Source organism: Williamsia sp. Y844 (genome assembly GCF_056786475.1).
In genome coordinates, this window is the sequence record NZ_JBXCJB010000001.1 from 1,161,833 (window position 1) to 1,186,390 (window position 24,558).

Genomic DNA, 24,558 nt, shown 5'->3' on the forward strand with positions numbered 1-24,558 from the left:
AGTCTAAAAACTCGCGCCAATCCGTGGTCGCATCATTCAGAGGACTCGCCACAATGCGTAGGTCAACCGTTGCTGGTGTTGTCGTGACAAGTACCGCTGCTTTCGCCCTGATCGCTCCCGGGCAAGCCACCGCCGCCGACACCACCGCAACATTCACCATCCCGAGCGGCAGCCTGTCGATCACCGCACCCGCCGCGGCGGGACTGGCGGTCGACGCCGACGGAACCGCCGCCCGCGGGACGATCCCGAACATCAAAGTCATCGACGATCGACGGGGTACAGCCGGTTGGACCGTGTACGTCGATGGAGGCGGATTCACGCGTGCAAGCGATGCGGATGTACTGCCCTCCAAGTACGCAATCCCCAGCGTGGGGTCCAGCGGAATCGTGAACGCGGCTCAGAGCCCCGAGTTCACACTGACAGGCTCGGGTGACCAAGACCCGGCGGTGGCGGTCACCGGGTCCGGTGTGCAAGGCGTCAACACCGCCGGCTGGGACGCCACCGTAACCGTCGACCTGCCTCAGAATGTGCTGGCGGGCAACTACAGCAGCACCCTCACCCATTCGGTGACCTAGCTCGTCCACCACCGCTGTCGGCCCTTCTGCCCGATCTTCGATCTCCACCTTGAAGGACTCACCACAATGCGTAAATCAATCGTCGCCGGTATCGCCGTAACAAGCGCAACCATTCTCGCGTTGACCACTCCGGGACAAGCCGCTGCCGCCGACACCACCGCAACATTCACCATCCCGAGCGGGCCACTGGCGATCACCGCGCCTTCTGAATTGAGGCTGGACGTGAACACCAACGCGGTGGCAGTCGGAACAATCTCAGGCATCAAGGTCACCGACGACCGACGTGGAACAGACGGTTGGATCGTATACGTCGCCACCAGCGGAGTCTTCACGTCTGAAGACGCAGGAACCTCCACCACAGGCTGGAACTCGACCTACGTACCCGGCAACGCGACGACCAGCGGAACCGTAACGGTCACAAAAGGCGTGGCAGTCTCCATTCCGGTCACCGATCCGAAAGGGCCTGCCGTGCAGACCGCGACCGCTGCGAACGGCGCCAACACCGCCACCTGGGACGCCCGAATAGCTGTCCCGATCCCCGACGAAGCATTGGCGGGCACATACACCGGTGCCTACACTCACTCGGTGGCCTGACCTGCGAAGTCCTGGCCGAGGTCGAAAAAGATGCCTGAGCCCGGCACGCGTGGCAGATCCGGGGCTCCCCAAGTCTCGGCCACGGTGACAAACATACTGAACAAACGCCGTGTGGCCCGACCCTGAATCAGGGTCGGGCCACACGGCATTCGACAACTAGTGGGCGACGGGGCAACCGGTTCCGTAGTTGACCGTCATCTCCTTGACACCGTTGATCCAGCCGGACCGCAAACGGCGCGGCTCGGCGATCTTGGTGATGTCCGGCATGTGGTCGGCGATGGCGTTGAAGATCAGGTTGATCTCCATGCGCGCCAGGTTCGCTCCGACACAATAATGGGCACCGTGACCACCGAATCCCACGTGCGGGTTGGGGTCTCGCAGGATATCGAACTCGAAGGGATTCTCGAACACCTCTTCGTCGAAGTTCGCCGATGCGTAGAACATTCCGACGCGCTGCCCCTTCTTGATCTCGACGTCGCCGAGAACAAGATCGTGACGGGCTGTGCGCTGGAAGCAGTTGACCGGCGTGGCCCAGCGGACGATCTCGTCGGCCGTGGTCGCGGGACGTTCACGCTTGTACAGCTCCCACTGATCCGGATTGTCGATGAAGGCGTTCATCCCGTGACTGATCGCGTTTCGGGTGGTCTCGTTGCCTGCCACCGCGAGCAGCAGCACGAAGTAACCGAACTCGATCTCTTCGAGGGACTGACCGTCGATGTCGGCATGGACGAGCGCCGTCACGATGTCGTCTTTCGGGGAGTTCTTGCGCTGCTCGGCCATCGTGTAGGCGTAGCCGAGCAGTTCGGCCGAAGCGATCTGCGCCGGACTGAGCTCTTCACCCTCGAGGGGCTCGTTGAACTCGGGATCATCGGTGTTCATCATCGTGTTCGACCAATGGAACAGTCGCTCACGGTCTTCGGCCGGTACGCCGAGCAGATCGGCGATGGCCATCAGCGGCAGATTGACCGCAACATCCTCGACGAAGTCGCCTTCACCTTTTGCTGCGGCATCGCGGGCGATCTTCTGGGCCGCCTCTTCGAGGGACTCCTCCAGCGCGTGCACGGCCTTGGGCGTGAACAGCTTTGCGATCAGTTTCCGCAGACGGGTGTGCTCCGGCGGATCGTGATTGATCAGCAGCGCCTTGGTGATGTCGAGCTGTTCCGGGGTCATCTCGTCGTCGAACCGCATGATCACACCGTTTTCGTTGGTGGACCAATCATCGTTGTTCTTCGACACCGCCCGAATGTGCTCGTGCTTGCTGACAACCCAATACCCACCATCGTGGAACCCACCGCCCTTGCCCTCTTCCTGGGCGTTCCACCAGACGGGGGCGGTCTTACGCAATTCCGCGAATTCCCGGACCGGGATACCCTGCTCTAACAGGTCAGGACTGGTGAAGTCGAACCCCTTCACGAACGGGCACACCTGCTCGGCCTGCGTCATTGCATTCCCCTCAATCCTCTGCATGAACGTGTTCTAGTCGATCGTAGAGCACAATGGCCAGCAAGGCCACTACCTGCTGTAATAGGACTTGTGTCCAGTTGGCAACTTGTTCTAGTTTCGTATGGACAACGACCTTTTTCGCAGCATGAAAGGAAATGACATGGGAACACCGGTGATCGTCGAGGCGACCCGCTCCCCGATCGGTAAACGGGCAGGATGGCTCTCCGGACTCCATCCGGCAGAACTGCTCGGAGCAACCCAGAAAGCTCTGGTGGAACGCGCCGGAATCGATCCGAACGAGGTCGAGCAGGTCATCGGCGGCTGCGTGATGCAGGTGGGTGCGCAATCGAACAACGTGACCCGGACCGCGTGGCTGCATGCCGGGCTCCCCTGGCAGACCGGTGCGACCACCGTCGATTGCCAGTGCGGTTCTGCCCAGCAGGCCAATCACCTGATCGCCGGCCTGATCGCGACCGGCGCCATCGACGTCGGCATCGCCTGTGGTGTCGAGTCGATGACCACGGTGCCGCTCGGCGCCAACGTGATGCTCGAAGGTGCGGGCAAACGACGCCCCGAGTCGTGGGATATCGACATGCCCGACCAGTTCTTGGCCGCCGAACGTATCGCGACCCGGCGCGGGATCACCCGCGCGGACGTCGACGCGCTCGGTGTGCGCAGCCAGCAGCTCGCCAGGCAGGCCTGGGATGAGGGTCGCTACGACCGGGAGATCTTCTCGCTGAAGGCACCCGAGCGGACCAAGGAAGGCGAGCTGACCGGCAACATCCTCGATGTCGCGCGCGATCAGGGACTGCGCGAGACCACCCTGGAATCGCTTGGCAAGCTCAAGCCCGTACTGGAGGGCGGCATCCACACTGCCGGAACATCCTCACAGGTCTCCGACGGCGCCGCCGCCGTCCTGATCATGGACGAAGACAAGGCAAAGGCGTTGGGGCTCAAGCCTCGTGCACGGTTTGTCGCCCAGGCACTGGTCGGCGCCGAGCCGTACTACCACCTCGACGGACCGGTCCAGGCCACCGAAAAGGTCCTGACCAAGGCCGGGATGTCCATCTCCGACATCGATCGGTTCGAGGTGAACGAGGCATTCGCCTCGGTACTGCTGTCATGGGCTGCCGTGCACAACCCCGACATGGACAAGGTCAACGTCAACGGCGGCGCGATCGCGCTCGGCCATCCGGTCGGATCCACCGGGGCGCGCCTGATCACCACCGCGTTGCATGAGTTGGAGCGTTCCGATTCGTCCACCGCCCTGATCACGATGTGTGCCGGTGGAGCCCTGTCCACCGGAACCATCATCGAACGGATCTGAGGTCTCATGCCCCCGCAAGAAACTCCCAAGGCCCTCAATTCCAAGGCCGTCGGCTCGATGATAAAACTCGGATCTCGCCTCAACACCCGGGTCTACAAGATGAGCGGGGGCAAGGTCGGGGCAAACTGGCGGATCGGTTCCGGTTTCAAGAAGCCGGTCCCGGTCATCCTGCTGACCACCATCGGCCGCAAATCCGGGAAGCCGCGTACCGTTCCGCTGCTGTATCTGCGCGACGGCGCCAACGTCGTGGTGGTCGCCTCCCAGGGTGGCATGGCATCGAACCCGGCCTGGTATCTCAATCTGAGAGACAACCCGGACGTCACCATCCAGGAGGGCAAGCACACCACGGTGATGCGAGCCCGCGAGGCCACCGACGCCGAGCGCGAACGGCTGTGGCCGCAGCTGGTGGAGATCTACGCCGATTTCGACACTTATCAGGGCTGGACAGAACGCAAGATCCCGGTGGTCATCTGCGAACCGAAGTGAGTTGACGTCCGGCGGCGCGGGGGGGTCACATAGCCAAGCGTTCACCGGTGGGTCGCAAAGAATTCTTCGCGAAGGTCACCGGATTGCATCCTCGGGGTCGCCGGGTATGCCAGGATTTGTGCGCAATGAAAACAACTCGAGATTCTCAGCCCCGCACCTGGACTCAGCCGTCACGTCGCGCGTTCATCGGCGGGGCCGCCGTCGGAACCGTCGGCGTCCTCGGGTCGGTCTATGCCGGGAGCGCGAGCGCTGATCCCACCGCACCCGTAGCCGCCTTCCGCCATGGCATCGCATCGGGCGATCCGTTGCCCGACCGCGTGATCCTGTGGACCCGCATCACCCCGACCGACGACGCCGCCCCGGGCTCGGGCCGGGGCAGCGCCACGTCCGTGGCCTGGGACGTCGCCACCGATCCGGGATTTGCCTCGGTGGTCTCGTCCGGGATTGCCGAAACCGGACCGGACCGTGACCTCACCGTCAAGGTCGACGCCGGGGGTTTGGCGCCGAATACGCGCTACCACTATCGTTTCCGCGTCGTCAGCGGTCCGGCTGCCGGCGCGGTCTCCCCGACCGGTCAGACAAAAACAGCACCTGCGACGGCCGCGGAAGTCGCCAAGGTGCGATTCGGTGTTGTGTCCTGTTCGAACTGGGAGGCCGGATACTTCAGTGCCTACCGGCATCTGGCCGCGCAACCGGACCTCGACGCGATCGTCCACCTCGGCGACTACATCTACGAGTACGGGGTCGGCGAATATGGCGGGCATGACGGGTCGGTCCGCACCCATCAGCCGCCGCACGAGATCGTCTCGCTCACCGACTATCGAATCCGGCACGGCCAGTACAAGTCCGACTCCGATCTGCAGGGCGCACACCGGAACGTGCCGTGGATCTGCACCTGGGACGACCACGAATCGGCCAACGACGCATACGCTTCGGGCGCCGAGAATCACAGTCCCGCCGAGGGTGATTGGTCGGCCCGCAAAGCCGCCTCCGAGCAGGCCTACTACGAGTGGATGCCGGTCCGGCCCGATGTCGACGCCGGCGGCCGCCATCTCTATCGCCGCCTGCGCTTCGGAAACCTGCTCGAACTCACGATGCTGGATCTGCGAACCTACCGCAGCGCACAACAATCGATGACGTCCGCGAAGACCGACAGCCCGGCCGCCACCATCACCGGCGCCGCGCAGATGTCCTGGTTGACCAATGGTGTCGTCTCGTCACCGGCCACCTGGCAGATCATCGGCAACCCGGTGATGATCAGCCCCATCCTGATCCCGCCGCTCGAACCACGCACGACCGAGGCACTGACCGAACTGCTCGGTGTCCCGCAGGCCGGGGTCCCGTTGAACGCCGATGCCTGGGACGGTTACACCGCCGACCGCAAGCGGCTCTATCAGGCGTTGCGAGACAACAACATCGACAATGCGGTGTTCATCACCGGCGACATCCACATGTCTTTCGCCTGCGACCTGCCCGTCGATGCCGCCAACTATCCGGGTGCGGGCACCGTTGGTACCGAGTTGGTGGTGACCTCGGTGACCTCCAACAACGTCGACGACATCGTCGGGGTCCCCGAATACACCGCGGGTGCGGTCGCTGCCGCCGCACTCACCAACGTCAACCACCACCTGCGCTGGGTCGACACCGATGCCCACGGTTACGCGGTTCTGACTGTGACCCCGGCTGCCACACAGATGGATTGGTACTTCATCGACAACCGCGATGATCCGCGCTCGGGTCAGCGATACGCGCAGTCCTGGCGGGTGCCCAACGGTGCCAGGCAAGTACACCCCGCCACCAGCCCAGCCCGTTGATCCGCAGAAAGACACCCAACCATGAGTGAGCAGCCCACACCATCTCGTTCCGGCTTCCGCAGGCGCACATTCCTGGCCGGCACCGCGGCAGCGGCAGGCGCCGGAATCGCCCTGGCAGGCACCGCGCAGGCCGCACCCGCGACCACCGGCAGGTTCCCGTTTCCCCAAACCGGTTCGACGGCGCGGATTCTGATCACCGGCGACGCGGGAACCGGTGAGGCACCCCAGTTCGCGGTGACCAAGGCGGCCCGGGCACTGCACGCGCAGAACCCGTTCGGGATGGCAGTCGGGCTTGGCGACAACATCTATGAGTCCGGCCCCAACGGTCCCGACGACCACCAGTTCGACGAGAAGTTCGAAAAGCCCAACACCGGCCTCGACTTCCCGTGGGTGATGGCACTGGGCAACCACGACAACTCCGCGGTGTTTCCCGGCGACGGTGGCTGGCTGCTCCGCGGCGATGCCGAGGTGGCGTACCACTCGCGGTCGTCGCGCTGGTACATGCCCAAGCGTTACTTCTCGGTGGCGGTACCCGAGCAGACCCCGCTGGTCGAGTTCTTCATCCTCGACCTCAACCCCATCGCGGCATACATCCCGCCGTTCCTGGCGCCGTACTGGGAACCGCAGGGCACGTACATGACACAGCAGCGTCAGTGGCTGCGAAAAGCACTCGCCGAGTCCAAGGCGACGTGGAAGATCGTCGGCACGCACCACCCCTATCTCAACAACGGACCTCACGGCAGCGCCGGACACTACGACGGCATCCCGATCCCCCCGATCAACGGGATCCTCGTCAAGGAATTCTTCGAACAGGAGATCGCAGGCCGCGCGCACTTCTTCCTGTCCGGGCACGATCACTCGCTGCAGGTTTTCGACCCGACGACGTTGTCGAAGGGCACCCGCCAGCTGGTCTCGGGCGCGGCGTCCAAGTCCGTCGAAGACCGATCATCCAAGGAAACCCCGGCGCTGTACGAGAACTATTCCAACCGCGGATTCATGACCATGGACATCAGCAGCACTGAGGTGGACCTGCGGGTCTATACGGTCGACCTGTCCACCGGCACCCCCGCCGAGGCGTTCACGAAACGCTACTCCGTATGACCGGAGCGCGCGATCGCGAATAGGATCAAACCATGACTGATCCAGACCGTGCCGCAATACGTCGCGACATCACCGCCGCCCTCGAAGCCGCTTTCGAACAACGCCATGCCGTACTCGACGCCATCGTCGAGGCCGAAGACCGTCCGGCCGCCGTGGCAGCCATCGCAGACCTGCTCTCGGTGCCTGCCGTCGGCGCGGAGGCAGTCCTGGGGATGTCGTTCGATCGTCTGACGGTGTCGGCACGGCGAGCCAATGCCGCCGAGCTCGAGGACCTCAACAGCAAGCTCACGTTCACCCAGACCGATCGTCCGGCCGCGACCGCCGAAACGCTCACCCTGCGGCCGTTCAAAGACAGTGATGCCGACCTGTTCGCCGCCCGGACCGCCGACGTGGGTGCGGCAGGCGACGGCAGCGGCACCCCTGCCGCCGAGATCAGCGAAGAGATCTCCTCGGCCAACAGCCGGATGGACAACGAAGAAGCCGTGTGGCTCGTGGCAGTCGAGGGTGAGCACAAGGTGGGCATCGTCTTCGGTGAACTGTCCGACGGCGAGGTCGACGTCCGGATCTGGATCGCACCCGACCACCGTAAGCGCGGCTACGGCACCGCTGCGCTGCGTCGCAGCCGCTCCGAACTCGCCGCGTACTTCCCCGGTGTCCCGATGGTGGTCCGCACCCCCATCGCATAACTCGTAGACGCTCCACCTATGCGAAGACGCTCCACATATTTGTGGAGCGTCTTCGTATTTGTGGAGCGTTTGCGGGTCAGCTGCGGCGCGGGACCCCGAACTTCGCGAGGATCTTGACGATCCGACCGGTGTCATCGAACTCGAAACTCTCGGTCACCAGCGCACGCAGGCGCAAGGCTTTCGGATGGACGTGTACATAAAACGTACTGTGGACAACGCGCCCGGTTGCTTCGGCCGTGAAGTCACCGATGGTGTGGATGAGACGGAACTGCGGTCCGCGAGCCAGACTGCGCCGCAGATGGTTTCCGTTGCGTCCGGTCTTGACACCCATCTCGATCCGTACACAGTCCGGATGAAACGGCACCCCCGACGGGTCATGGCTGACCAGGGCGTCGACATACGACTTCGCCGCCGCGATCAGCTCTCCATCGGTGGGTGTAGCGGTCATCGTGCCCCGTAGACCGGCATCGGAGTGGGCGCTTCTTCCAGGATGTCCTTCACCACGGGCCCGAGTTCCGCCGGATCCCATTTGGCGCCCTTGTCCCGCTTGACGCTTCGCTGCCAGCCATCACTGACCGAGATGGTTCCACCCTCGACCTCGAAGACCCGGCCACTGACCTGAGCCGATTCCTCGGAGCCAAGCCAGACCACGAGCGGGGACACGTTCGCCGGATCCATCGCGTCGAACGAGCCGTCCTCGGGCGCTGCCATCTGCGCGGCCATGGCTTCACCGGAACCGGTGGTCATGCGGGTACGAGCCGACGGCGCAATGGCATTCACCGTGACACCGTAACCCTTCATCTCCGCTGCGGCCTGGATGGTGAGTTCGGCGATCGCGGCCTTGGCCGCGGAGTAGTTGCCCTGTCCGACCGAGCCGTACAGTCCAGCGCCCGACGAGGTGTTGATGACACGGGCTGCCCGGGTGTTGCCTGCCTTCGACTCGGCCCGCCAGTACGCGGCGGCGTGGCGCAGCATCGCGAAGTGTCCCTTGAGGTGGACGCGGATGACGTTGTCCCAGTCCTCTTCGCTCATCATCACGAGCATCTTGTCGCGCAGGAAACCGGCGTTGTTGACCAGCACGTCGAGTCCGCCGAACGTGTTGATCGCGGTGGCCACCACGTTCTGCGCGCCTGCCCAATCAGCGACGTCGTCGCCGTTGACGACCGCTTCGCCACCAGCGGCGATGATCTCGGCGACAACCTGCTCGGCGGGAGACTCCCCGGTGGCCGCCCCGTCGAGGCCGGCACCGATGTCGTTGACCACCACTTTCGCGCCCTCGCGAGCAAAGGCCAGGGCATGTTCGCGGCCGATCCCCCGGCCCGCGCCGGTCACGATGACAACGCGTCCGTCAACAATTCCACTCATCAGTTATCTCCTCAGTTCAGGTGTTGGTAGGGGTGACCGAGTTCGCGGCGGTGGCGGCGTCCAGGAACGCCAGCTTCTCTCCGCCGCCATGCACGGTCAGTGTCGAACCGGTGATGTAGGAAGCCAACGGCGACAACAGGAATGCCACCGCATTTCCGACATCCTCGGGGGAGGCCAGACGGCCCATCGGGATGGTCTTGCCGACGGCGTCCACCCCGGCCTGGTCGCCGTAGTGCAACTCCGCCAACTCGGTGCGCACCGCTCCGGCAACCACCGAGTTGATCCGCACCGTCGGCGCCCATTCGGCAGCCAATGAACCGGTCAGCGAATCGAGCCCAGCCTTGGCCGCACCATAGGCCGCGGTTCCGGGCGACGGACGATGCCCGCTCATGCTCGAAACGTTCACGATCGAGCCACCACCTTGCTGATCACGCATGATCCTTTGCACCGCCTGCGAAATTATGAGCGGCGCGAGCATGTTCAGTTCCACGATCTTCGAGTGGTAGCGGGGTGAGACGTCGGCGGCGAGTGCAAACGGTGCACCGCCTGCATTGTTCACCGCCCCGTCGAGGCTGCCGTGGCGCGCGGCGATGTCGTCCACCATCGCGGTGACCGCGTCAGCATCGCGAATGTCGCAGCTCACGAAGTCCACCCGCGGATCGGGTACGTCGGCAGGGCGCCGAGCACACGCCACCACGGTGGCTCCCAGGTCTGCCAGTACCGCACTGATACCGGCACCGACACCTCTGACGCCACCGGTCACCAGCACCACCTGGCCTTGCAAGCCGAGGTCCATCCACGCTCCGTTCCGAGTCAGCACTTTGAGTGTTAAGGTACCAAGCAATTGCTTGGTTGGTCTACACCAGGACAGTACGCGAGGAGCATTGATGCCGATCACCACATCCACAGTTGAACCGGGAGTCGTCACGGTCACCGTCGACTACCCACCGGTCAACGCCTTGCCGTCAGCGGCATGGTTCGAACTCGGCGAGGCGATCATCGCCGCCGGTCAGGCGCCTGACACCCATGTTGTGATCCTGCGAGCCGAGGGCCGGGGGTTCAATGCCGGCGTCGACATCAAGGAGATGCAGGCCACCGAGGGGTATGACGCCCTGGTCGCCGCCAACCGCGGATGTGCCGCCGCATTTGCCGCGGTCTACGACTGCGCGGTGCCCGTCATCGTCGCGGTGAACGGATTCTGCGTGGGCGGCGGCATCGGTCTGGTCGGCAACGCCGACGTGATCGTGGCCTCCGACGACGCCATCTTCGGGTTGCCAGAGGTCGACCGCGGGGCCCTTGGCGCCGCCACCCACCTGGCCCGGCTCGTCCCCCAGCACACGATGCGCACGCTGTACTTCACCGCGCAGAACGTCACCGCCCAGCAATTGCTGCACTTCGGTTCGGTGCAGGCAGTGGTGCCGCGGGCCGAACTCGACGAGGCCGCACTGGAGATCGCCCGCAAGATCGCCGCGAAGGACACCCGCGTGATCCGGGCGGCCAAGGAAGCCATCAACGGCATCGATCCGGTCGATGTGAAGAACAGCTACCGCCTCGAACAGGGCTACACCTTCGAACTGAATCTCGCAGGCGTGGCCGACGAGCACCGTGACGCGTTTGTCGAAACCGGCAAGCCGAAAACCGCAACAACCAAGGGGGCTTGAGCCCAGATGGCAACCGACAAGACCAGCACCCTCGACGAGATCATCGGCGAGATCGAGAGCGGAATGACCATCGGTATCGGTGGTTGGGGTTCGCGGCGTAAGCCGATGGCATTGGTACGGGCCCTGGCCCGTTCGAGCGTCACCGACCTGACCGTGGTCACCTATGGCGGGCCGGATCTCGGTTTGCTCTGTGCCGCAGGCAAAGTGAGCAAGGCCTACTACGGCTTCGTCTCGCTCGACTCCCCGCCGTTCTACGATCCGTGGTTCGCACACGCGCGCACCACCGGGGCCATCACGGTCCGTGAGATGGACGAGGGCATGGTCAAGTGCGGCCTCGAGGCCGCCGCGGCACGCCTGCCCTTCCTGCCGGTTCGTGCCGGCCTCGGCTCCGACGTCCCGAACTTCTGGGAAGGCGAATTGAGCACGATCACCTCGCCCTATCCCGACGAGGATGGCCGCCACCAGACCTTGATCGCGATGCCGGCCCTGGAACTCGACGCGGCGTTCGTCCATCTCGACATCGCCGACAAGCACGGTAACGCCGCGTACACCGGCGTCGACCCGTACTTCGACGACCTCTACTGCGGTGCGGCCAAGCGGCGCTACCTCGAGACCGACCGCCTGGTGACCACCGAGGAGCTGGTGGAAAAGGTTCCCGTGCAGCGTCTTCTGCTCAACCGGCTCAACGTCGACCGGGTGGTGCACACCCCGAACGGTGCGCACTTCACCTTTGCAGGCGAATACGGGCGCGACGAAGCCTTCCAGCGGTTCTATGCCGAGTCGGCCAAAACCCCCGAAGCCTGGCAGGCGTTCTCCGACCGGTTCCTGACCGTGCCCGAAGACGTCTATCAGGCAGAGGTCGAGAAATGGAACACCGAGCGAGAGGCCGCACAGTGACTACAGGACACGCAGGGACCACCCCGAATACCGCGTCAGATGTGACACGCGCCGAGTACTGCGTCATCGCGTGCGCCGAGATCTTCTCCGGTGCAGGCGAAATCATGGCCTCGCCGATGTCCACCACCCCGTTGATCGGCGCCCGGCTGGCCCGACTGACCACTGAACCCGATCTGCTGATCACCGACGGTGAATCCCTGATCTTCGCCGACACCCCTGGCGTCGGACGCTCCGGCGCCATCGAAGGATGGATGCCGTTCCGCAAGGTCTTCGACGTGGTCGCGTCCGGCCGCAGGCACGTGGTGATGGGCGCCAACCAGATCGACCGGTACGGCAACCAGAACCTCGCGTCGTTCGGGCCGCTCCAGCACCCCACCCGCCAGATGTTCGGATCCCGCGGCGCACCGGGAAACACCATCAACCACCCCACCAGCTATTGGGTTGCCAAACATTCCGCGCGGGTGTTCACCGATGTCGATGTGGTCTCCGGTGTCGGCTACGACAAGATCGACCCCGAGAACCCCGCTTTCAAGTACCTGAACATCCCCCGCGTGGTCACCAATCTCGGTGTCTTCGACTTCGAAGGCCCCGACCACACCATGCGCGCGGTCTCGTTGCACCCAGGCGTCGACGCCGCAGAGGTCGCCGAGAACACAGGCTTCGAGATCGCCGGCCTGGCCGATGCTGCGGTCACCCGCACGCCCTCCGCCGAGGAACTGCGGATCATCCGTGAAGTACTCGACCCGAAGGGGTTGCGCGAGAAGGAAGTCAAGCCAGTGGCGGAGACGCCCCGATGACCTCTGCGCCTTTGGCCACGCGGTTCACCGAACTGGTCGGCATCGATTACCCGATCGTCCAGACCGGTATGGGCTGGGTGTCGGGACCATCGCTGACCTCGGCGACGTCCAACGCCGGCGGACTGGGCATCCTGGCTTCGGCGACGATGACCTATTCCGAACTGGAAGCGGCCATCAAGAAAACGAAGTCGCTGACCACCAAGCCTTTTGGTGTCAACATGCGCGCCGATGCCACCGACGCACCCGAGCGGATCGACCTGCTGATCCGCGAAAAGGTCAAGGTGGCCTCGTTTGCGCTGGCTCCCAAGAAGGAACTGATCGCCAAGCTGAAAGATCATGGGATCGTGGTCATCCCGTCGATCGGCGCCGCCAAGCATGCGGTGAAGGTTGCCTCGTGGGGTGCCGATGCCGTGATCGTGCAGGGCGGCGAAGGCGGCGGACACACCGGTCCGGTTGCCACCACCCTGTTGCTGCCGAGTGTGCTCGACGCACTTGGACCCGACGGCATCCCGGTCGTCGCGGCCGGCGGGTTCTTCGACGGCCGTGGCCTGGTTGCCGCATTGGCGTACGGCGCCGAAGGCGTGGCGATGGGCACCCGCTTCCTGTTGACCAGCGACAGTGCCGTGCCCGACTCGGTCAAGGCGCAGTATCTCGAACGTGGGCTCAGCGACACCGTCGTCTCGACGAAGGTCGACGGTATGCCGCACCGGGTGCTGCGGACCGAGCTGGTCGAAAAGCTCGAATCAGGCAACGGCGCAACGGCACTGGCGGCGGCTGCGAGCAACGCCAACAAGTTCAAGCGGATGACCGGTATGAAGTGGTCGACCATGCTCAAAGACGGTCGCACCATGCGCAAGTCGGGCGAACGCACCTGGCAGCAGATCATCATGGCAGGCAACACCCCGATGTTGTTGCGGGCCGGACTGGTCGAGGGCAACACCGAAGCCGGAGTCCTGGCCTCGGGTCAGGTGGTCGGGATGATCAACGACCTGCCCAGCTGTGATGAGCTCATCCAGCAGATCATGACCCAGGCACGGAGCCGTCTGGATAGTCTCAGCAAGTTCTGATCCCCCGACCCCGGGCAGGCCTTTCACGTACTCCGGTGCGCTGACGAAAGGCCTGCCCGGGGTCGGATCATCGAATCAACGTCTGTGGTGAACTCTTGCTACTTCGGACACTCCCCGCGAACCAAAGTGTTAGCTTTTTGAAGCAGCTGACCGTTCGTTCAGGGAGGTCCTTCGATGAGTTCAGCCGCACAACGTGTGCTCTCGACGTTCGAAGAGCTCGTAGGCACTGAACTCCCGGTTCACGTGCGATGTTGGGACGGCTCCGAAGCCGGACCGCCCGACAGTGCCGCGCGAGTCTTCTTCCGGAACCGCACCGCGCTCCGTCGCTTGTTGTGGTCCCCCGGCGAACTCGGCCTGGCCCGAGCGTTTGTGGCAGGCGACCTCGAGGTCGAGGGTGACATCTTCGCGCTGCTGGATGTGCCCGGACTGCTATCGCGGATCAGCGAACACCGCGTCCGCGCGATGAAACCGGTTGCCGTCCTTCGCATCGCGGGCTCCCTGCTCAGACTCGGTGCCGTCGGCCCCCCACCCAAACCACCGACCGTCGAGATGCGGCGCAAACGCGGGCCACTGCACAGCCGATCACGCGACTCCGCCGCGATTTCACACCATTACGACGTCGGCAACGATTTCTATCGCCTTTTCCTCGACAGCGGCATGGTGTACTCGTGCGCATATTGGGAGGACGGTGTCACCGATCTCGACGTCGCCCAGATCGCCAAATGTGATCTGGTCTGCCGAAAGCTCGGCCTGAAGGCCGGCATGCGTCTGCTCGACGTGGGCTGCGGATGGGGCACGATGGCCATCCACGCAGCGAAGACCTACGGGGTAGACGTGGTGGGCGTCTCGTTGAGCCAGGAACAGGTCGAACTGGCGAAGACCCGGGTCGCAGACGCCGGTCTCTCCGATCGGATCGAGATCCGATTGCAGGACTACCGCGACGTCGATGACGGCCCCTACGATGCCATTTCGAGCATCGGGATGTCCGAACACGTCGGCCTCTTGCAGCTACCGACGTACACCAGCGCCTTACAGGGATTACTCAAACCCGGCGGCCGGCTTCTCAATCACGCAATCGCCCGGGTCACCTCCCTGCCCGACGACCCCAACCCGGCCACCTTCATCGACCACTACGTGTTTCCCGACGGGGAAATCCTGCCGCTGAGCAAAACAATCGATGCGCTGGAGCATGCCGGCCTGGAGGTTCGCGACAGTGAGGCTCTTCGCGAGCACTACGCGCAGACCCTGCGCGTCTGGGTCGCCAATCTCCTGCGGTCGTGGGACCAGGCCACCACGCTGGTCGGGGTGCAGCGAGCCCGCACGTGGCTGCTCTACCTCGCGGCGAGTGCACTCGGATTCGAGGAGGCGCGTCGTCTCACCATCCACCAGGTGCTGGCGGTACGCCCCGGCGACGATGGCGTCAGCGGACTGCCCCTGACCCGCGGCAGTTGGTACCACCCAGATGTCAGCGGGCAACCGCCGCAGTAGAAGCGCCTGCACCCATCACGGGTCCCGTTGCCACCGATCGCCCAGCCTTCGACCGATGGGCAGGGTGGCGCGGTACGCCGAGACCCTGGCCCACACCATGTGCTGCACCGCCAGCGTCAACCAGCCCGCAATGGCCATCCCGAAGAGGTTGATCACGAGCTGGAAACTGCTGCCGACGACCGCGTCCCGAACTCCGAAAGCCAACCCCAGTGCGACGTTGCCTGCGGCGGGAATGGTCGTCACCGAGATGAAGACCCCGGACAGCCCACCGAGCCTGGCCGATGTCAGCGACAGCACCCCAGCGATCCCCGCGATCACGGCAACGATGAACGACCACTTGTCCGGGGTGTAGATGAAGTCGGTGTCGGGCCGGGACTCGGTCACATCGGCCACCGTCACCCAGCCGAAGCCACGCACGACGAGGGTTGCGATGGTCGTGGCCGCGATGGCGAGCAGAAATCCACCACTCAGTGTCATCAATGCACGTCCGAGAAGCGTCATCCGCCTGCGTACCAGCGCGACTCCAAGCGCGGCCACAGCCCCGAACTCGGGGCCGAGGACCATCGCACCGACGAGGAGAATGCTCGAATCGAGGACGATGGCCACCGCACACAGCACGGTCGCCAGAACCATGAAACTTGCGAAGGTCCAATTGAATTCGGAGTCGTCGTAGGCCTGCTGCGTCACATCGGCCCAGACAACCGCATCTGCACTCGCCCCCGGTGTCACCTGGTCGGCCTCTCGAGCACTCTGAGAGACCCACGTCGGAACCGGGGCCAGATGGACACTGCCGAACCGGTGAATTCCCATGTCCCGCAACATATCGACGACCTCGTTGGCGCCTTCCCTCGCGATGTAGGCCTCGATCACATCGCCTTGGGGCTTGACCGACACGCCACGATGTACCGTCACGTTGCTGACAGCGGTGTCCTCGCAGAGAAGTCCTACGATGCGATCTGCGTGTTCACCTGGGGCGATGACCCGTATCTGCAGCATTCCGACAGCTTGCCACGGCGCACCCGCCGAAACGACGAAGCGGTCAGCGTGGCACGATCCCGTCGAGCACGACACTCAAATACTGGTCGGCCACCTCGCGGGCGGCCCGCTCACCACCCGGGCGATACCAGCGGACGGCAACCCAGACCGTGTCTCTCATGAAGCGGTACACCAGTTCGGTGTCGAGATCAGGCCGGAAACTGCCGTCGGCCACACCCCTGGTCAGGACATCGCTCCACAGGGTGCGGAACTCGACGTTGCGATCCTGGATGTACGAAAACCGTTCCTGGCCGGCGAGTCGCTTGGCCTCATCCTGGTAGATCGCCACCGCAGAATGATCGCGGTCAATGCTCTCGAACGACGCGATCACCAAGGCGGTCAAGGTTTCTCGCGCCGGCATACCGGCCGCGACCACCTCGTGATACGTCTCGAAGAGCGAATCGAGGAACGACCTCAGGATCTCGTCGACCATCGACTCCTTGGAGTCGAAATGGTGATACAGACTGCCGGAGAGGATGCCCGCCGCATCGGCGATGTCACGGACCGTGGTGGTCCGCAGTCCACGTTCGGCAAACAGTCCACTTGCCACCGCCAGCAATTCATCACGCCGCGACGGACGACCATTGGCCGCATCAGCCGCACCGGTCTTTCTCGCCTGGCCTGCGCCCTGCTTCTTTGTCCCGCGGCTTTCCGCCACCTGCGACCACCTCCATCGATAGCCTAGCAAGCGCTTGGTTGCCTGGCTGCCGGTAGAGGTTCGCCGCAGGTGGCGGAATCCGTCCGACCTACAAGGTTACTTCTTGCCGTTTTTCTTGATGGATCGCTTGGTGAAGAAGTTCCATGCCTTGAGCTGCAAGTTGGTGGTCTTGGTGTCACGCGACGTGAACGGCGCCGACATCATCTCCGAAACGGTGATCTTCAACGACGAGAAGGCGATGGCCCGCGTGTGCGAGAAGGTGTCGAAGCCGAACTTGCCGTGGTAGTTACCCATACCGCTGCGGCCGATACCGCCGAACGGCAGATCCGGGCCGAACATGTTGACCGCGAAGTCATTTCCGTTGATCGAACCCGAGCGGGTCGAGTCGGCGAGCTTGGTGAAGCGGTCGTTGTAGTCGCCGTACCAGTACATCGTCAGCGGGTGCGGATGGCTGCTGATGTGGGTGATCGCCTCGTCGAGTTGCCGGTAGGGGTACACCGTGAGGACGGGACCGAAGACTTCGTCCTCTTCGATCTTCATGCCGGCCTTGACGCCGGTGAGCAGCGTCGGCGGGATCTTGCGCGCCTGGGCGTCAGGCAGCTTCTCCCCCACCGGGATCACCTGATGCTTGGTGGCACCGAGAGCTTCGGCATCGTCGATGAGGCCGACGATGCGGTTGAAGTTCTTCTCGTTGATCGTCGACGTGTACTGCGGGTTGTCCTTGATCGTCGGCAGGTTGGTGCGCCAGCGGGCCAGCACACGGTCGGTGAACTCGCCGACCTTGGACTCCGGTACCCACACATAATCGGGGCACAGGCAGACCTGGCCACCATTGACCAGACGCGCATCGGCGACCCCGTTGGCGGCCTTGGCGATATCGGTGTCGATGTCCACGACCACGGGATTCTTGCCACCGAGTTCGAGTGTCACCGGCACCAGGTTCTTACCTGCCTCCGCGGCGACCGAAGCGCCCACATCGGGCGATCCGGTGAAGAACATGTGATCGACCTCGAGTTTTGCGAAGTCGGACCCACCACCATGAGCGCTGGTCAACACGGCCAGCTCTTCGAGCTCGAAGTATTTCGGCGCATGCTTCGCCAGTACGGCCGTGGTCTTGGCGGTGACCGACGACGGACGCATCAGTACGCGGTTACCGGCAGCGAACGCTGATCCGGCAGGCACGATCGTGAGCTGCAGTGGGAAGTTCCACGGACCCATGATCCCGACAACACCCTTGGGGTCGTGCCGCAGTTCTTGTCGCAGGCCGGCGCGGGCCAACCATTTACCCGGCGTCGATGTCTTCATCCACCCGGAGAGGTGCTTCTTCTGGTGTGCCAGGTCGATCATGCAGCCGGCGATATCCGCTGCCATCGACAGTTCACGGGGACGGGTGCCGAAGTCGTCGTTGAGCGCTTCGGCGATCTCCTCCGCGTTGTCGAGGAGCAGCGACTGGAGCCGATTGATCCGATCGATACGGGTCTTGGCATCGGGGATTCCGTCCCGCAGGAATGCCGTGCGCTGCAGTTCGAGCAACGCCTGCAGCGACAACGTATCCGCCGACGTCTCGTCTCGGACCTGCTGCTTTGCCACATCTACCGGTTTTGTCATTGCGGGAACCTCCACGAGCCGTTGGTCATCTGCGGGACATTGGAACGAAACTCCAAGTCTGTCGCAAACCAGTATGCGCTACCTCACACCGAGTGCGCCACTGCCGATCTCGCGCCACCTGAATTTGTGCCGCCCACCTGCACTTGCAGGTGGGCGGCACGAGAAAAGGCGCAAGACCGATACTGCCCGTCAGAGCCGTTCGATGATCGTGACGTTGGCGGTGCCGCCGCCCTCACACCGCGGCGAACCGACTGAACCCGTCAGAGCCGTTCGATGATCGTGACGTTGGCGGTGCCGCCGCCCTCACACATCGTCTGGAGGCCGTAGCGGCCGCCGGTGCGTTCGAGTTCGTGCAGAAGCGTCGCGAAGAGCTTGGCTCCGGTGGCGCCCAGCGGATGCCCGAGGGCGATGCCGCCGCCGTTCGGGTTGACCTTGGCCGGGTCGGCCCCGGTCTCCTTGAGCCAGGCCAGCACCACGGGTGCGAAAGCCTCGTTGATCTCGACGACATCGATGTCGTCGATGGTCAGCCCGGCCTTGGCCAGGGCGTATTTGGTCGCCGGGATCGGCGCGGACAACATCATCACCGGGTCGGCGCCGCGAACCGAGATGTGGTGGATCCGGGCCCGCGGGGTCAGGCCGTACTGCTTGAGGGCGGCTTCGGAGACGACCAAGGTTGCCGACGCACCGTCGCAGATCTGTGAGGCGACGGCGGCTGTGAGATCCGAGCCCTCGGCCAGGACCTGCAGTGAGGCCATCTTCTCCAGCGACGTCTCGCGGGGGCATTCGTCGACGACGCAGTCGCCGAGTGCAACCGTCTCGGCATCGAAGCGGCCTGCTGCGATGGCGGCGCGGGCGCGCTCGTGCGACTGCAGTGCCCAGCGCTCCATGTCGTCGCGGCTGATGTCCCACTTCTTGGCCATCATGTCGGCACCGACGAACTGGGAGATCTCTGCGTCACCAAAACGCTTGTCCCAGCCGACCGACCCGGCGAACGGACTGGTGAACCCGTATTCGGCACCGGCGAGCATCGCCGCCGAGATCGGGATGGCGCTCATGTTCTGCACGCCACCGGCCACGACGACGTCCTGGGTTCCACTCATCACGGCCTGGGCGGCGAAGTGGATGGCCTGCTGCGACGATCCGCACTGGCGATCGACGGTGGTGCCGGGGATCTCCAGGGGCAGGCCGGCGGCCAGCCAGGCGCTGCGGGCGATGTTGCCCGCCTGCGGGCCGATTGCATCGACGCAGCCGAAGATGACGTCGTCGACGGTCATCGGATCGATGCCGGTGCGCTCGACGAGGGCGGAGATGACGTGTGCACCCATATCGGCGGGGTGGACCTTGGCCAGCGAACCGTTCCGTTTCCCGACCGGGGTACGCAACGCATCGACGATGTAAGCCTGGGGCGAAGACATGTTGTGCTCCTTCTATATTCGACGTTGGGACAGCGAGATCAGGCGCGCTGGCTCGAGATGGAGACGACCTCACCGGTGAGGTAGGTGGTGTAGTCGCTGGCGAGCATCGCGATGGTGGCGGCGATCTCCCACACCTCCGCGGCCCGCCCGTAGGCCTCGCGGGAGGCCAGGTCGGTGAGCAGCTCTTCGCTGGTCACCTTCGCCAGGAACGGATGCCGCGCGATGGACGGTGCCACCGCGTTGATCCGCACGCCGTATTCGGCGGCTTCGATCGCAGCGCAGCGGGTTAGCGCCATCACACCGGCTTTGGCTGCCGCGTAATGGGATTGGCTGTGCTGGGCTCGCCATCCCAAGACCGACGCATTGTTGACGATGACACCCCCGTGCGGTGCGTCACGGAAGTAGCGCAGTGCCGCGCGGGTCGCCCGGAAGGTGCCGTTCAGGGTGATGTCGATGACGCGATCCCACTCGTCGTCGTTCATGTCGACCACGGGGGTCTCACCGCCGAGGCCGGCATTGTTGACCAGGATGTCGATCCGACCCAATTCGCTTGCGGCAGTTTCGATCAGAGCGTTGACCTGCGAGGTCTCCTGGACGTTGCACACGACCTGCGCCACGGTCTGCCCACCGAATTCGGCGCGCAGCTTGTCCGCGGTCTCCGTCAGCCGCCGTTCGTGCCAGTCGCTGACCACCACGTCGGCGCCTTCGAGGAGCGCACGTCGCGCGGTGGAGAATCCGATGCCGGTTCCGGCTGCCGCGGTGACAACCACCTTCCGTCCGGCCAGGAGTCCGTGGCCGGGAATCTCTTCCGGGGCCGTCGCCAGCGGGCTGGGGCGATGTTCAACTGTCACGATCGTGCCTCTCGAGGTAGTCCGAGCACGCGCTCGGCAATGATGTTGCGCTGCACTTCATTTGATCCGCCGTAGATGGTGTCCGACCTGGTGAACAGGTACAGACGCTGCCATACGTCGAGCTCGACGTTCCCGGGATCGAAGATGTTGTTCGGCGCGCCCTCACTGGTGGCGTCCGGAGCGATCAGCGAGGACGGACCCTGGACGGCTACCGCGAGCTCACCGAGATCGCGATGCCAGTTGGCCCACAACAGTTTGGCCACCGAGGCCTCGCCGCCGGACCCGCCGGTGTCGACCGCGGCCAGCGTGCGTTGCACGTGCGCCCGCATCACGCGGAGTTCAAGCCAGGCGCGGGCGATCCGCTCGCGGATGACCGGATCGTCGGCCGCGCCGTTCGACTTGGCCATCTCAACGATCTCGCTCAGTTCACGGGAGAATCCGACCTGCTGGCCGAGCGTGGACACACCACGTTCGAACTGCAGCAGCCCCATCGCGACCTTCCAGCCGTCGCCCGGCGCGCCGACCACAAGACTCGCCTCGGTGGTGGCGTTGTCGAAGAAGACCTCGTTGAACTCGGAGGTGCCGGTGAGTTGCTGGATGGGACGCACCGTCACACCGGGCTGGTCGAGTGGGACGAGCAGGAAGCTCAGTCCACTGTGCCGTGTCGAACCGGGTTCGCTGCGGCACAGGACGAACGCCCACTGCGCGACATGCGCGAGCGAGGTCCAGACCTTCTGTCCGTTGATCACCCACTTGCCGTCCTCCAGACGGGCCGTCGTGGAGATGTTGGCCAGGTCGGAACCGGCGCCGGGCTCGGAATAGCCCTGCGCCCACAGCTCGTCGACCGTGGTGATCGGCGGCAGGAACCGTTCCTTCTGCTCCTGCGTCCCGAACGCGATCAGCGTGGGCCCGAGGAGTTCCTCACCGACGTGACTCACCCGCGCCGGAGCGCCGGAGCGCGCGTATTCCTGATGGAAGAGGATCCGCTGCTCGATGGTGGCCCCGCGGCCACCGAACTCGGTTGGCCAGCCGAGGCAGGTCCACCCCGCCTTCGCCAGCAGCCGATCCCAGGCCAGTCGGGGTCCAAAAAATTCGTGTTCACTGCCGGGCCCACCACGGGACTTCAGATGCTCGAACTCACCCAACAGGTGTTCATCGAGCCAGGATCGCACAGCGTCCGAGAATTCGGCCGCCGATCCGTCCCATCGTCCCAGGTCCACGCCTCGGTCAGCGAGCTTGATCGCCGTCATGCAACTCAGCGTAGCCGACCAAGCACTTGCTCGGTTTACTACCCAAGCAAGTGCTAGGTTTTTGCGACGAGCCTGTTGCCTCCGGCACAGGTATTAGCCTTTTGAGCAGGTGAGAGCACCGGGAGGAATTATGTCTGTGGGACCGCAGCAGTCAGCAGCAAGCGTGGAGTCCGAAGAAGTGACAACTACGCCACAGGCGTTGATACGAGCTGCGAGGCTCTGGCCCGACCAGACCGCCATCATCGACGATCAGTGGGGCGAGACGGTGTCGCTCACCTGGTCGGAACTGCTGAGCACGGTGCGCACTTTCGCCACCGCCCTGGCCGAACAGGGCATCGCCCCCGGCGACCGCGTGGCGATCTGGGCGCCCAACAGTCATCACTGGCCCATCGCCGCCCTTGGCATCCATTACGCAGGCGCCACCCTGGTCCCTCTGAACACCCGCTACACCGCCACCGAAGCCCTGGAGATCATCCAGCGCACCCATGCGCGCGCCCTGGTGATCGCAGGCGTGTTCCTGGGCTCCGATCGACTCGGTGAACTCACGGCCGAGGCAGGCGGCGACCTGGCGGCAGCAACCGACCTTGTCGCCACCCTGCGCATCCGCCTGCAGCCCGACGACGAACGCGGGGCCATCGGTATCGACTGGGACGACTTCCTCGATACTGCCGCCTCCCACGATCACAGTGAGGCCGACCGCAGGGCCGCCGCGCTGGCCCCCACGGACTACTCCGACATCCTGTTCACCTCCGGTACCACCGGGAGGTCCAAAGGCGTCCTCGCCGAGCACCAGCAGACCATTGCCGGATCCGGGGCCTGGGCCGACAACGGAGGCCTGCGCCCCGGCGACCGCTACGTCATGGCGAATCCCTACTTCCACACCTTCGGATACAAGGCAGGCATCCTGGCCTGCCTACTCAACGGCACAACCATGTTGCCGCTCGCGGTGTACTCGACCGACGCCGCGATGCAATTGGTCCAGGAGCGCCGCGCGACGGTCTTCCCCGGAGCGCCGACCATCTTCCAGACACTTCTCGACGCTCCTCGTCGAGGCGAGTTCGACCTCTCCTCACTTCGCCTGGCAGTCACCGGGGCGGCCATCGTCCCGGTGGTCCTGGTCGAACGGATGCAGCGCGATCTGGGCATCGACACCGTCATCACGGCCTACGGCCTCACGGAGGCGGGCGGCTTTGTCACCACCTGCACGCCGGACGACGACGATGAAACCGTCGCCAACACCTGCGGACGCCCGTTCCGGGGTATGGAGATCCGGCTGTCCGACAGCGGCGAGGTGCTGACCAGAGGAAAGATGGTGATGGCCGGATACCTCGAGGACCCCGTGTCCACCGCGGAAGCGATCGACTCCGACGGTTGGCTCCACACCGGCGACATCGGGACCATCGACGACCGCGGCAACCTGTCCATCACCGGCCGCTCGAAGGACATGTACATCTGCGGTGGATTCAACGTCTATCCCGCCGAGGTCGAGCAAGTGTTGTCCCGGATCGACGGCGTGACCGAGGCCGCCGTGATCGGTGTACCGGACGAACGTCTCGGCGAGGTCGGGCGCGCATATGTGTCGGTCGCCCCGGGGGCATCGGTGGACGAATCGTTGATATTGGCAAACGCCCGAGGGAAACTGGCGAACTTCAAGATCCCGCGTTCCGTGGTGTTCGTCGAACAGTTCCCGCGTAATGCGGCGGGGAAGATCCTGAAGCGCGAACTCCGCTAAAAAATCCGTGCGCTTTGCGAACCTTTCCAGGGTTTCAAACGTTTGCTTCAACCGCACAATCCTGACGCATCGATTAAATGTCGCTGACGTTCAGAAAAAAGAAACTAAAGTGCAAAAGTGATCGCGAAGATCATTTCTTTCCCAAGTGTTTACTGTGGAGTGCGTTTTAGTAATTCCCCAACCGACACTTGCGAAAGAAAAAGGCGGGCAGTCCGAATACTCGGACCGCCCGCCTTTCAGACAGAGTCTGAACTCAACTCATTGAGTCAGTGCGCCTCGTTGTAGGCCTCGACAACACCGGCCGCGATACGTCCACGAGCCGATACCGGGTGCCCATTGCGCCGCGCCCAATCACGGATCGCCGCAGTCTGCTCACGGTCGACTGGGGCCTTACCTGCGACGCTGAGGCCCTTGGGACGCTTACGCCCACCGACCCGACGTGCATGTTCTGCCCACCGTGCGACGTCGTCACGCAGCTTGTCTGCATTCTTCGTCGACAGATCGATCTCATAAGTGACACCGTCTACACCGAACTCGACGGTCTCGTCCGCAATTTTGCTGTCGTCGACATCGTCGACCAGCGTGACCGTAACCTTCTTAGCCATAACACTCCATTCTTGATGGCTCCCCGACATACAAGACGGTTTCTCAGAACACAACTCGGAACGAGCATATTCATGGAGGCCGCCTATTGGCCGACAGCATAGC

General features: G+C 64.1%; 24 protein-coding genes. 13 read left to right on the forward strand and 11 right to left on the reverse strand.

Annotated elements, in window-relative coordinates:
- Nucleotides 1-83: 83 nt before the first annotated feature.
- Nucleotides 84-575: a hypothetical protein gene (locus AC1TQG_RS05155; protein ID WP_482135854.1), complete on the forward strand. Its 492-nt coding sequence runs from the start codon at nucleotides 84-86 to the stop codon at nucleotides 573-575.
- Nucleotides 576-641: 66 nt separating this feature from the next.
- The gene (locus AC1TQG_RS05160; RefSeq protein WP_482135855.1) at nucleotides 642-1,169 is read left to right on the forward strand and encodes a hypothetical protein; all 528 of its coding nucleotides are present in this window, start codon (nucleotides 642-644) and stop codon (nucleotides 1,167-1,169) included.
- Between the two features lie 156 nt (nucleotides 1,170-1,325).
- On the opposite strand, the gene AC1TQG_RS05165 is transcribed toward AC1TQG_RS05160, so the two are convergent.
- The gene (locus AC1TQG_RS05165; protein WP_482135856.1) at nucleotides 1,326-2,612 is read right to left on the reverse strand and encodes a cytochrome P450; all 1,287 of its coding nucleotides are present in this window, start codon (nucleotides 2,610-2,612) and stop codon (nucleotides 1,326-1,328) included.
- Nucleotides 2,613-2,772: 160 nt separating this feature from the next.
- Here AC1TQG_RS05165 and AC1TQG_RS05170 point away from each other — a divergent pair, with 160 nt between their 5' ends.
- The 5 genes from AC1TQG_RS05170 to AC1TQG_RS05190 all read left to right on the forward strand — a co-directional run bounded on the left by AC1TQG_RS05170 (nucleotide 2,773) and on the right by AC1TQG_RS05190 (nucleotide 8,026).
- Nucleotides 2,773-3,939 carry a steroid 3-ketoacyl-CoA thiolase gene (locus AC1TQG_RS05170; RefSeq protein WP_482135857.1) on the forward strand — a complete coding sequence of 389 codons (1,167 nt, stop codon included), beginning with the start codon at nucleotides 2,773-2,775 and terminating at the stop codon, nucleotides 3,937-3,939.
- Between the two features lie 6 nt (nucleotides 3,940-3,945).
- Complete coding sequence (locus tag AC1TQG_RS05175) at nucleotides 3,946-4,425, forward strand: nitroreductase family deazaflavin-dependent oxidoreductase (RefSeq protein WP_482135858.1); 480 nt, start codon at nucleotides 3,946-3,948, stop codon at nucleotides 4,423-4,425.
- A 125-nt stretch (nucleotides 4,426-4,550) separates the two neighbouring features.
- Nucleotides 4,551-6,239 carry an alkaline phosphatase D family protein gene (locus AC1TQG_RS05180; protein ID WP_482135859.1) on the forward strand — a complete coding sequence of 563 codons (1,689 nt, stop codon included), beginning with the start codon at nucleotides 4,551-4,553 and terminating at the stop codon, nucleotides 6,237-6,239.
- A gap of 21 nt (nucleotides 6,240-6,260) precedes the next feature.
- Nucleotides 6,261-7,340, forward strand: a complete 1,080-nt coding sequence (locus tag AC1TQG_RS05185) for a metallophosphoesterase (RefSeq protein ID WP_482135860.1) — start codon at nucleotides 6,261-6,263, stop codon at nucleotides 7,338-7,340.
- Nucleotides 7,341-7,372: 32 nt separating this feature from the next.
- The gene (locus AC1TQG_RS05190; protein ID WP_482135861.1) at nucleotides 7,373-8,026 is read left to right on the forward strand and encodes a GNAT family N-acetyltransferase; all 654 of its coding nucleotides are present in this window, start codon (nucleotides 7,373-7,375) and stop codon (nucleotides 8,024-8,026) included.
- Nucleotides 8,027-8,102: 76 nt separating this feature from the next.
- On the opposite strand, the gene AC1TQG_RS05195 is transcribed toward AC1TQG_RS05190, so the two are convergent.
- Genes AC1TQG_RS05195 through AC1TQG_RS05205 form a run of 3 tightly spaced genes read right to left on the reverse strand, consistent with a single transcriptional unit; the run spans nucleotide 8,103 to nucleotide 10,187 of the window.
- Nucleotides 8,103-8,474 carry a nuclear transport factor 2 family protein gene (locus tag AC1TQG_RS05195; protein ID WP_482135862.1) on the reverse strand — a complete coding sequence of 124 codons (372 nt, stop codon included), beginning with the start codon at nucleotides 8,472-8,474 and terminating at the stop codon, nucleotides 8,103-8,105.
- Nucleotides 8,471-9,391, reverse strand: coding sequence for an SDR family oxidoreductase (locus tag AC1TQG_RS05200; RefSeq protein WP_482135863.1), 921 nt, complete (start codon nucleotides 9,389-9,391; stop codon nucleotides 8,471-8,473). The genes AC1TQG_RS05195 and AC1TQG_RS05200 overlap by 4 nt, the downstream gene beginning before the upstream one ends.
- Before the next feature lie 16 nt (nucleotides 9,392-9,407).
- Entirely contained in the window at nucleotides 9,408-10,187 is a 780-nt protein-coding gene (locus AC1TQG_RS05205) for an SDR family oxidoreductase (protein ID WP_482135864.1), read from the reverse strand.
- Nucleotides 10,188-10,278: 91 nt separating this feature from the next.
- On the opposite strand from AC1TQG_RS05205, the gene echA20 reads away from it, so the two are divergent.
- The 5 genes from echA20 (at nucleotide 10,279) to AC1TQG_RS05230 (ending at nucleotide 15,301) form a co-directional block, all read left to right on the forward strand.
- Nucleotides 10,279-11,052 (forward strand): (7aS)-7a-methyl-1,5-dioxo-2,3,5,6,7,7a-hexahydro-1H-indene-carboxyl-CoA hydrolase, encoded by a 774-nt coding sequence (gene echA20, locus AC1TQG_RS05210; RefSeq protein ID WP_482135865.1) that lies wholly within the window; start codon nucleotides 10,279-10,281, stop codon nucleotides 11,050-11,052.
- Between the two features lie 6 nt (nucleotides 11,053-11,058).
- Complete coding sequence (locus AC1TQG_RS05215) at nucleotides 11,059-11,949, forward strand: CoA transferase subunit A (RefSeq protein ID WP_482135866.1); 891 nt, start codon at nucleotides 11,059-11,061, stop codon at nucleotides 11,947-11,949.
- Nucleotides 11,919-12,746, forward strand: coding sequence for a CoA-transferase subunit beta (locus AC1TQG_RS05220; RefSeq protein ID WP_482135867.1), 828 nt, complete (start codon nucleotides 11,919-11,921; stop codon nucleotides 12,744-12,746). The genes AC1TQG_RS05215 and AC1TQG_RS05220 overlap by 31 nt, the downstream gene beginning before the upstream one ends.
- Nucleotides 12,743-13,813, forward strand: coding sequence for an NAD(P)H-dependent flavin oxidoreductase (locus tag AC1TQG_RS05225; protein WP_482135868.1), 1,071 nt, complete (start codon nucleotides 12,743-12,745; stop codon nucleotides 13,811-13,813). The genes AC1TQG_RS05220 and AC1TQG_RS05225 overlap by 4 nt, the downstream gene beginning before the upstream one ends.
- A 174-nt stretch (nucleotides 13,814-13,987) precedes the next feature.
- On the forward strand, nucleotides 13,988-15,301 hold the full coding sequence (locus AC1TQG_RS05230; protein WP_482135869.1) for a class I SAM-dependent methyltransferase: 1,314 nt from the start codon (nucleotides 13,988-13,990) through the stop codon (nucleotides 15,299-15,301).
- A 15-nt stretch (nucleotides 15,302-15,316) separates the two neighbouring features.
- Here the strand turns inward: AC1TQG_RS05230 and AC1TQG_RS05235 are convergent, their stop codons facing one another.
- The 6 genes from AC1TQG_RS05235 to AC1TQG_RS05260 form a co-directional block, all read right to left on the reverse strand.
- Nucleotides 15,317-16,297, reverse strand: a complete 981-nt coding sequence (locus AC1TQG_RS05235; RefSeq protein WP_482135870.1) for a DUF389 domain-containing protein — start codon at nucleotides 16,295-16,297, stop codon at nucleotides 15,317-15,319.
- Nucleotides 16,298-16,340: 43 nt separating this feature from the next.
- Complete coding sequence (locus tag AC1TQG_RS05240; RefSeq protein ID WP_482137265.1) at nucleotides 16,341-16,895, reverse strand: TetR/AcrR family transcriptional regulator; 555 nt, start codon at nucleotides 16,893-16,895, stop codon at nucleotides 16,341-16,343.
- Between the two features lie 195 nt (nucleotides 16,896-17,090).
- Nucleotides 17,091-18,602, reverse strand: a complete 1,512-nt coding sequence (locus AC1TQG_RS05245) for an aldehyde dehydrogenase family protein (protein WP_482135871.1) — start codon at nucleotides 18,600-18,602, stop codon at nucleotides 17,091-17,093.
- Between the two features lie 260 nt (nucleotides 18,603-18,862).
- Nucleotides 18,863-20,017 carry an acetyl-CoA C-acetyltransferase gene (locus AC1TQG_RS05250; RefSeq protein WP_482135872.1) on the reverse strand — a complete coding sequence of 385 codons (1,155 nt, stop codon included), beginning with the start codon at nucleotides 20,015-20,017 and terminating at the stop codon, nucleotides 18,863-18,865.
- 38 nt (nucleotides 20,018-20,055) lie between these two features.
- Entirely contained in the window at nucleotides 20,056-20,868 is an 813-nt protein-coding gene (locus tag AC1TQG_RS05255; protein ID WP_482135873.1) for an SDR family oxidoreductase, read from the reverse strand.
- On the reverse strand, nucleotides 20,865-22,118 hold the full coding sequence (locus tag AC1TQG_RS05260; protein WP_482135874.1) for an acyl-CoA dehydrogenase family protein: 1,254 nt from the start codon (nucleotides 22,116-22,118) through the stop codon (nucleotides 20,865-20,867). The genes AC1TQG_RS05255 and AC1TQG_RS05260 overlap by 4 nt, the downstream gene beginning before the upstream one ends.
- A 130-nt stretch (nucleotides 22,119-22,248) precedes the next feature.
- On the opposite strand from AC1TQG_RS05260, the gene AC1TQG_RS05265 reads away from it, so the two are divergent.
- Nucleotides 22,249-23,850 (forward strand): FadD3 family acyl-CoA ligase, encoded by a 1,602-nt coding sequence (locus tag AC1TQG_RS05265; RefSeq protein WP_482135875.1) that lies wholly within the window; start codon nucleotides 22,249-22,251, stop codon nucleotides 23,848-23,850.
- A 266-nt stretch (nucleotides 23,851-24,116) separates the two neighbouring features.
- Here the strand turns inward: AC1TQG_RS05265 and AC1TQG_RS05270 are convergent, their stop codons facing one another.
- Nucleotides 24,117-24,455: a histone-like nucleoid-structuring protein Lsr2 gene (locus AC1TQG_RS05270; protein WP_482135876.1), complete on the reverse strand. Its 339-nt coding sequence runs from the start codon at nucleotides 24,453-24,455 to the stop codon at nucleotides 24,117-24,119.
- Nucleotides 24,456-24,558: the final 103 nt, after the last annotated feature.

What these genes read in the sequence shown, in the direction of transcription:
- AC1TQG_RS05180 (WP_482135859.1), top strand. Translation starts at nt 4,551, where the DNA reads ATGAAAACAACTCGAGATTCTCAGCCCCGCACCTGGACTCAGCCGTCA.
- AC1TQG_RS05175 (WP_482135858.1), top strand. Translation starts at nt 3,946, where the DNA reads ATGCCCCCGCAAGAAACTCCCAAGGCCCTCAATTCCAAGGCCGTCGGC.
- AC1TQG_RS05220 (WP_482135867.1), top strand. Translation starts at nt 11,919, where the DNA reads ATGGAACACCGAGCGAGAGGCCGCACAGTGACTACAGGACACGCAGGG.
- AC1TQG_RS05235 (WP_482135870.1), bottom strand. Translation starts at nt 16,297, where the DNA reads ATGCTGCAGATACGGGTCATCGCCCCAGGTGAACACGCAGATCGCATC.
- AC1TQG_RS05250 (WP_482135872.1), bottom strand. Translation starts at nt 20,017, where the DNA reads ATGTCTTCGCCCCAGGCTTACATCGTCGATGCGTTGCGTACCCCGGTC.
- AC1TQG_RS05170 (WP_482135857.1), top strand. Translation starts at nt 2,773, where the DNA reads ATGGGAACACCGGTGATCGTCGAGGCGACCCGCTCCCCGATCGGTAAA.
- AC1TQG_RS05225 (WP_482135868.1), top strand. Translation starts at nt 12,743, where the DNA reads ATGACCTCTGCGCCTTTGGCCACGCGGTTCACCGAACTGGTCGGCATC.
- AC1TQG_RS05160 (WP_482135855.1), top strand. Translation starts at nt 642, where the DNA reads ATGCGTAAATCAATCGTCGCCGGTATCGCCGTAACAAGCGCAACCATT.
- AC1TQG_RS05205 (WP_482135864.1), bottom strand. Translation starts at nt 10,187, where the DNA reads ATGGACCTCGGCTTGCAAGGCCAGGTGGTGCTGGTGACCGGTGGCGTC.
- AC1TQG_RS05265 (WP_482135875.1), top strand. Translation starts at nt 22,249, where the DNA reads ATGTCTGTGGGACCGCAGCAGTCAGCAGCAAGCGTGGAGTCCGAAGAA.
- AC1TQG_RS05215 (WP_482135866.1), top strand. Translation starts at nt 11,059, where the DNA reads ATGGCAACCGACAAGACCAGCACCCTCGACGAGATCATCGGCGAGATC.
- AC1TQG_RS05270 (WP_482135876.1), bottom strand. Translation starts at nt 24,455, where the DNA reads ATGGCTAAGAAGGTTACGGTCACGCTGGTCGACGATGTCGACGACAGC.
- AC1TQG_RS05200 (WP_482135863.1), bottom strand. Translation starts at nt 9,391, where the DNA reads ATGAGTGGAATTGTTGACGGACGCGTTGTCATCGTGACCGGCGCGGGC.
- echA20 (WP_482135865.1), top strand. Translation starts at nt 10,279, where the DNA reads ATGCCGATCACCACATCCACAGTTGAACCGGGAGTCGTCACGGTCACC.
- AC1TQG_RS05245 (WP_482135871.1), bottom strand. Translation starts at nt 18,602, where the DNA reads ATGACAAAACCGGTAGATGTGGCAAAGCAGCAGGTCCGAGACGAGACG.
- AC1TQG_RS05195 (WP_482135862.1), bottom strand. Translation starts at nt 8,474, where the DNA reads ATGACCGCTACACCCACCGATGGAGAGCTGATCGCGGCGGCGAAGTCG.
- AC1TQG_RS05230 (WP_482135869.1), top strand. Translation starts at nt 13,988, where the DNA reads ATGAGTTCAGCCGCACAACGTGTGCTCTCGACGTTCGAAGAGCTCGTA.
- AC1TQG_RS05165 (WP_482135856.1), bottom strand. Translation starts at nt 2,612, where the DNA reads ATGACGCAGGCCGAGCAGGTGTGCCCGTTCGTGAAGGGGTTCGACTTC.
- AC1TQG_RS05260 (WP_482135874.1), bottom strand. Translation starts at nt 22,118, where the DNA reads ATGACGGCGATCAAGCTCGCTGACCGAGGCGTGGACCTGGGACGATGG.
- AC1TQG_RS05190 (WP_482135861.1), top strand. Translation starts at nt 7,373, where the DNA reads ATGACTGATCCAGACCGTGCCGCAATACGTCGCGACATCACCGCCGCC.
- AC1TQG_RS05185 (WP_482135860.1), top strand. Translation starts at nt 6,261, where the DNA reads ATGAGTGAGCAGCCCACACCATCTCGTTCCGGCTTCCGCAGGCGCACA.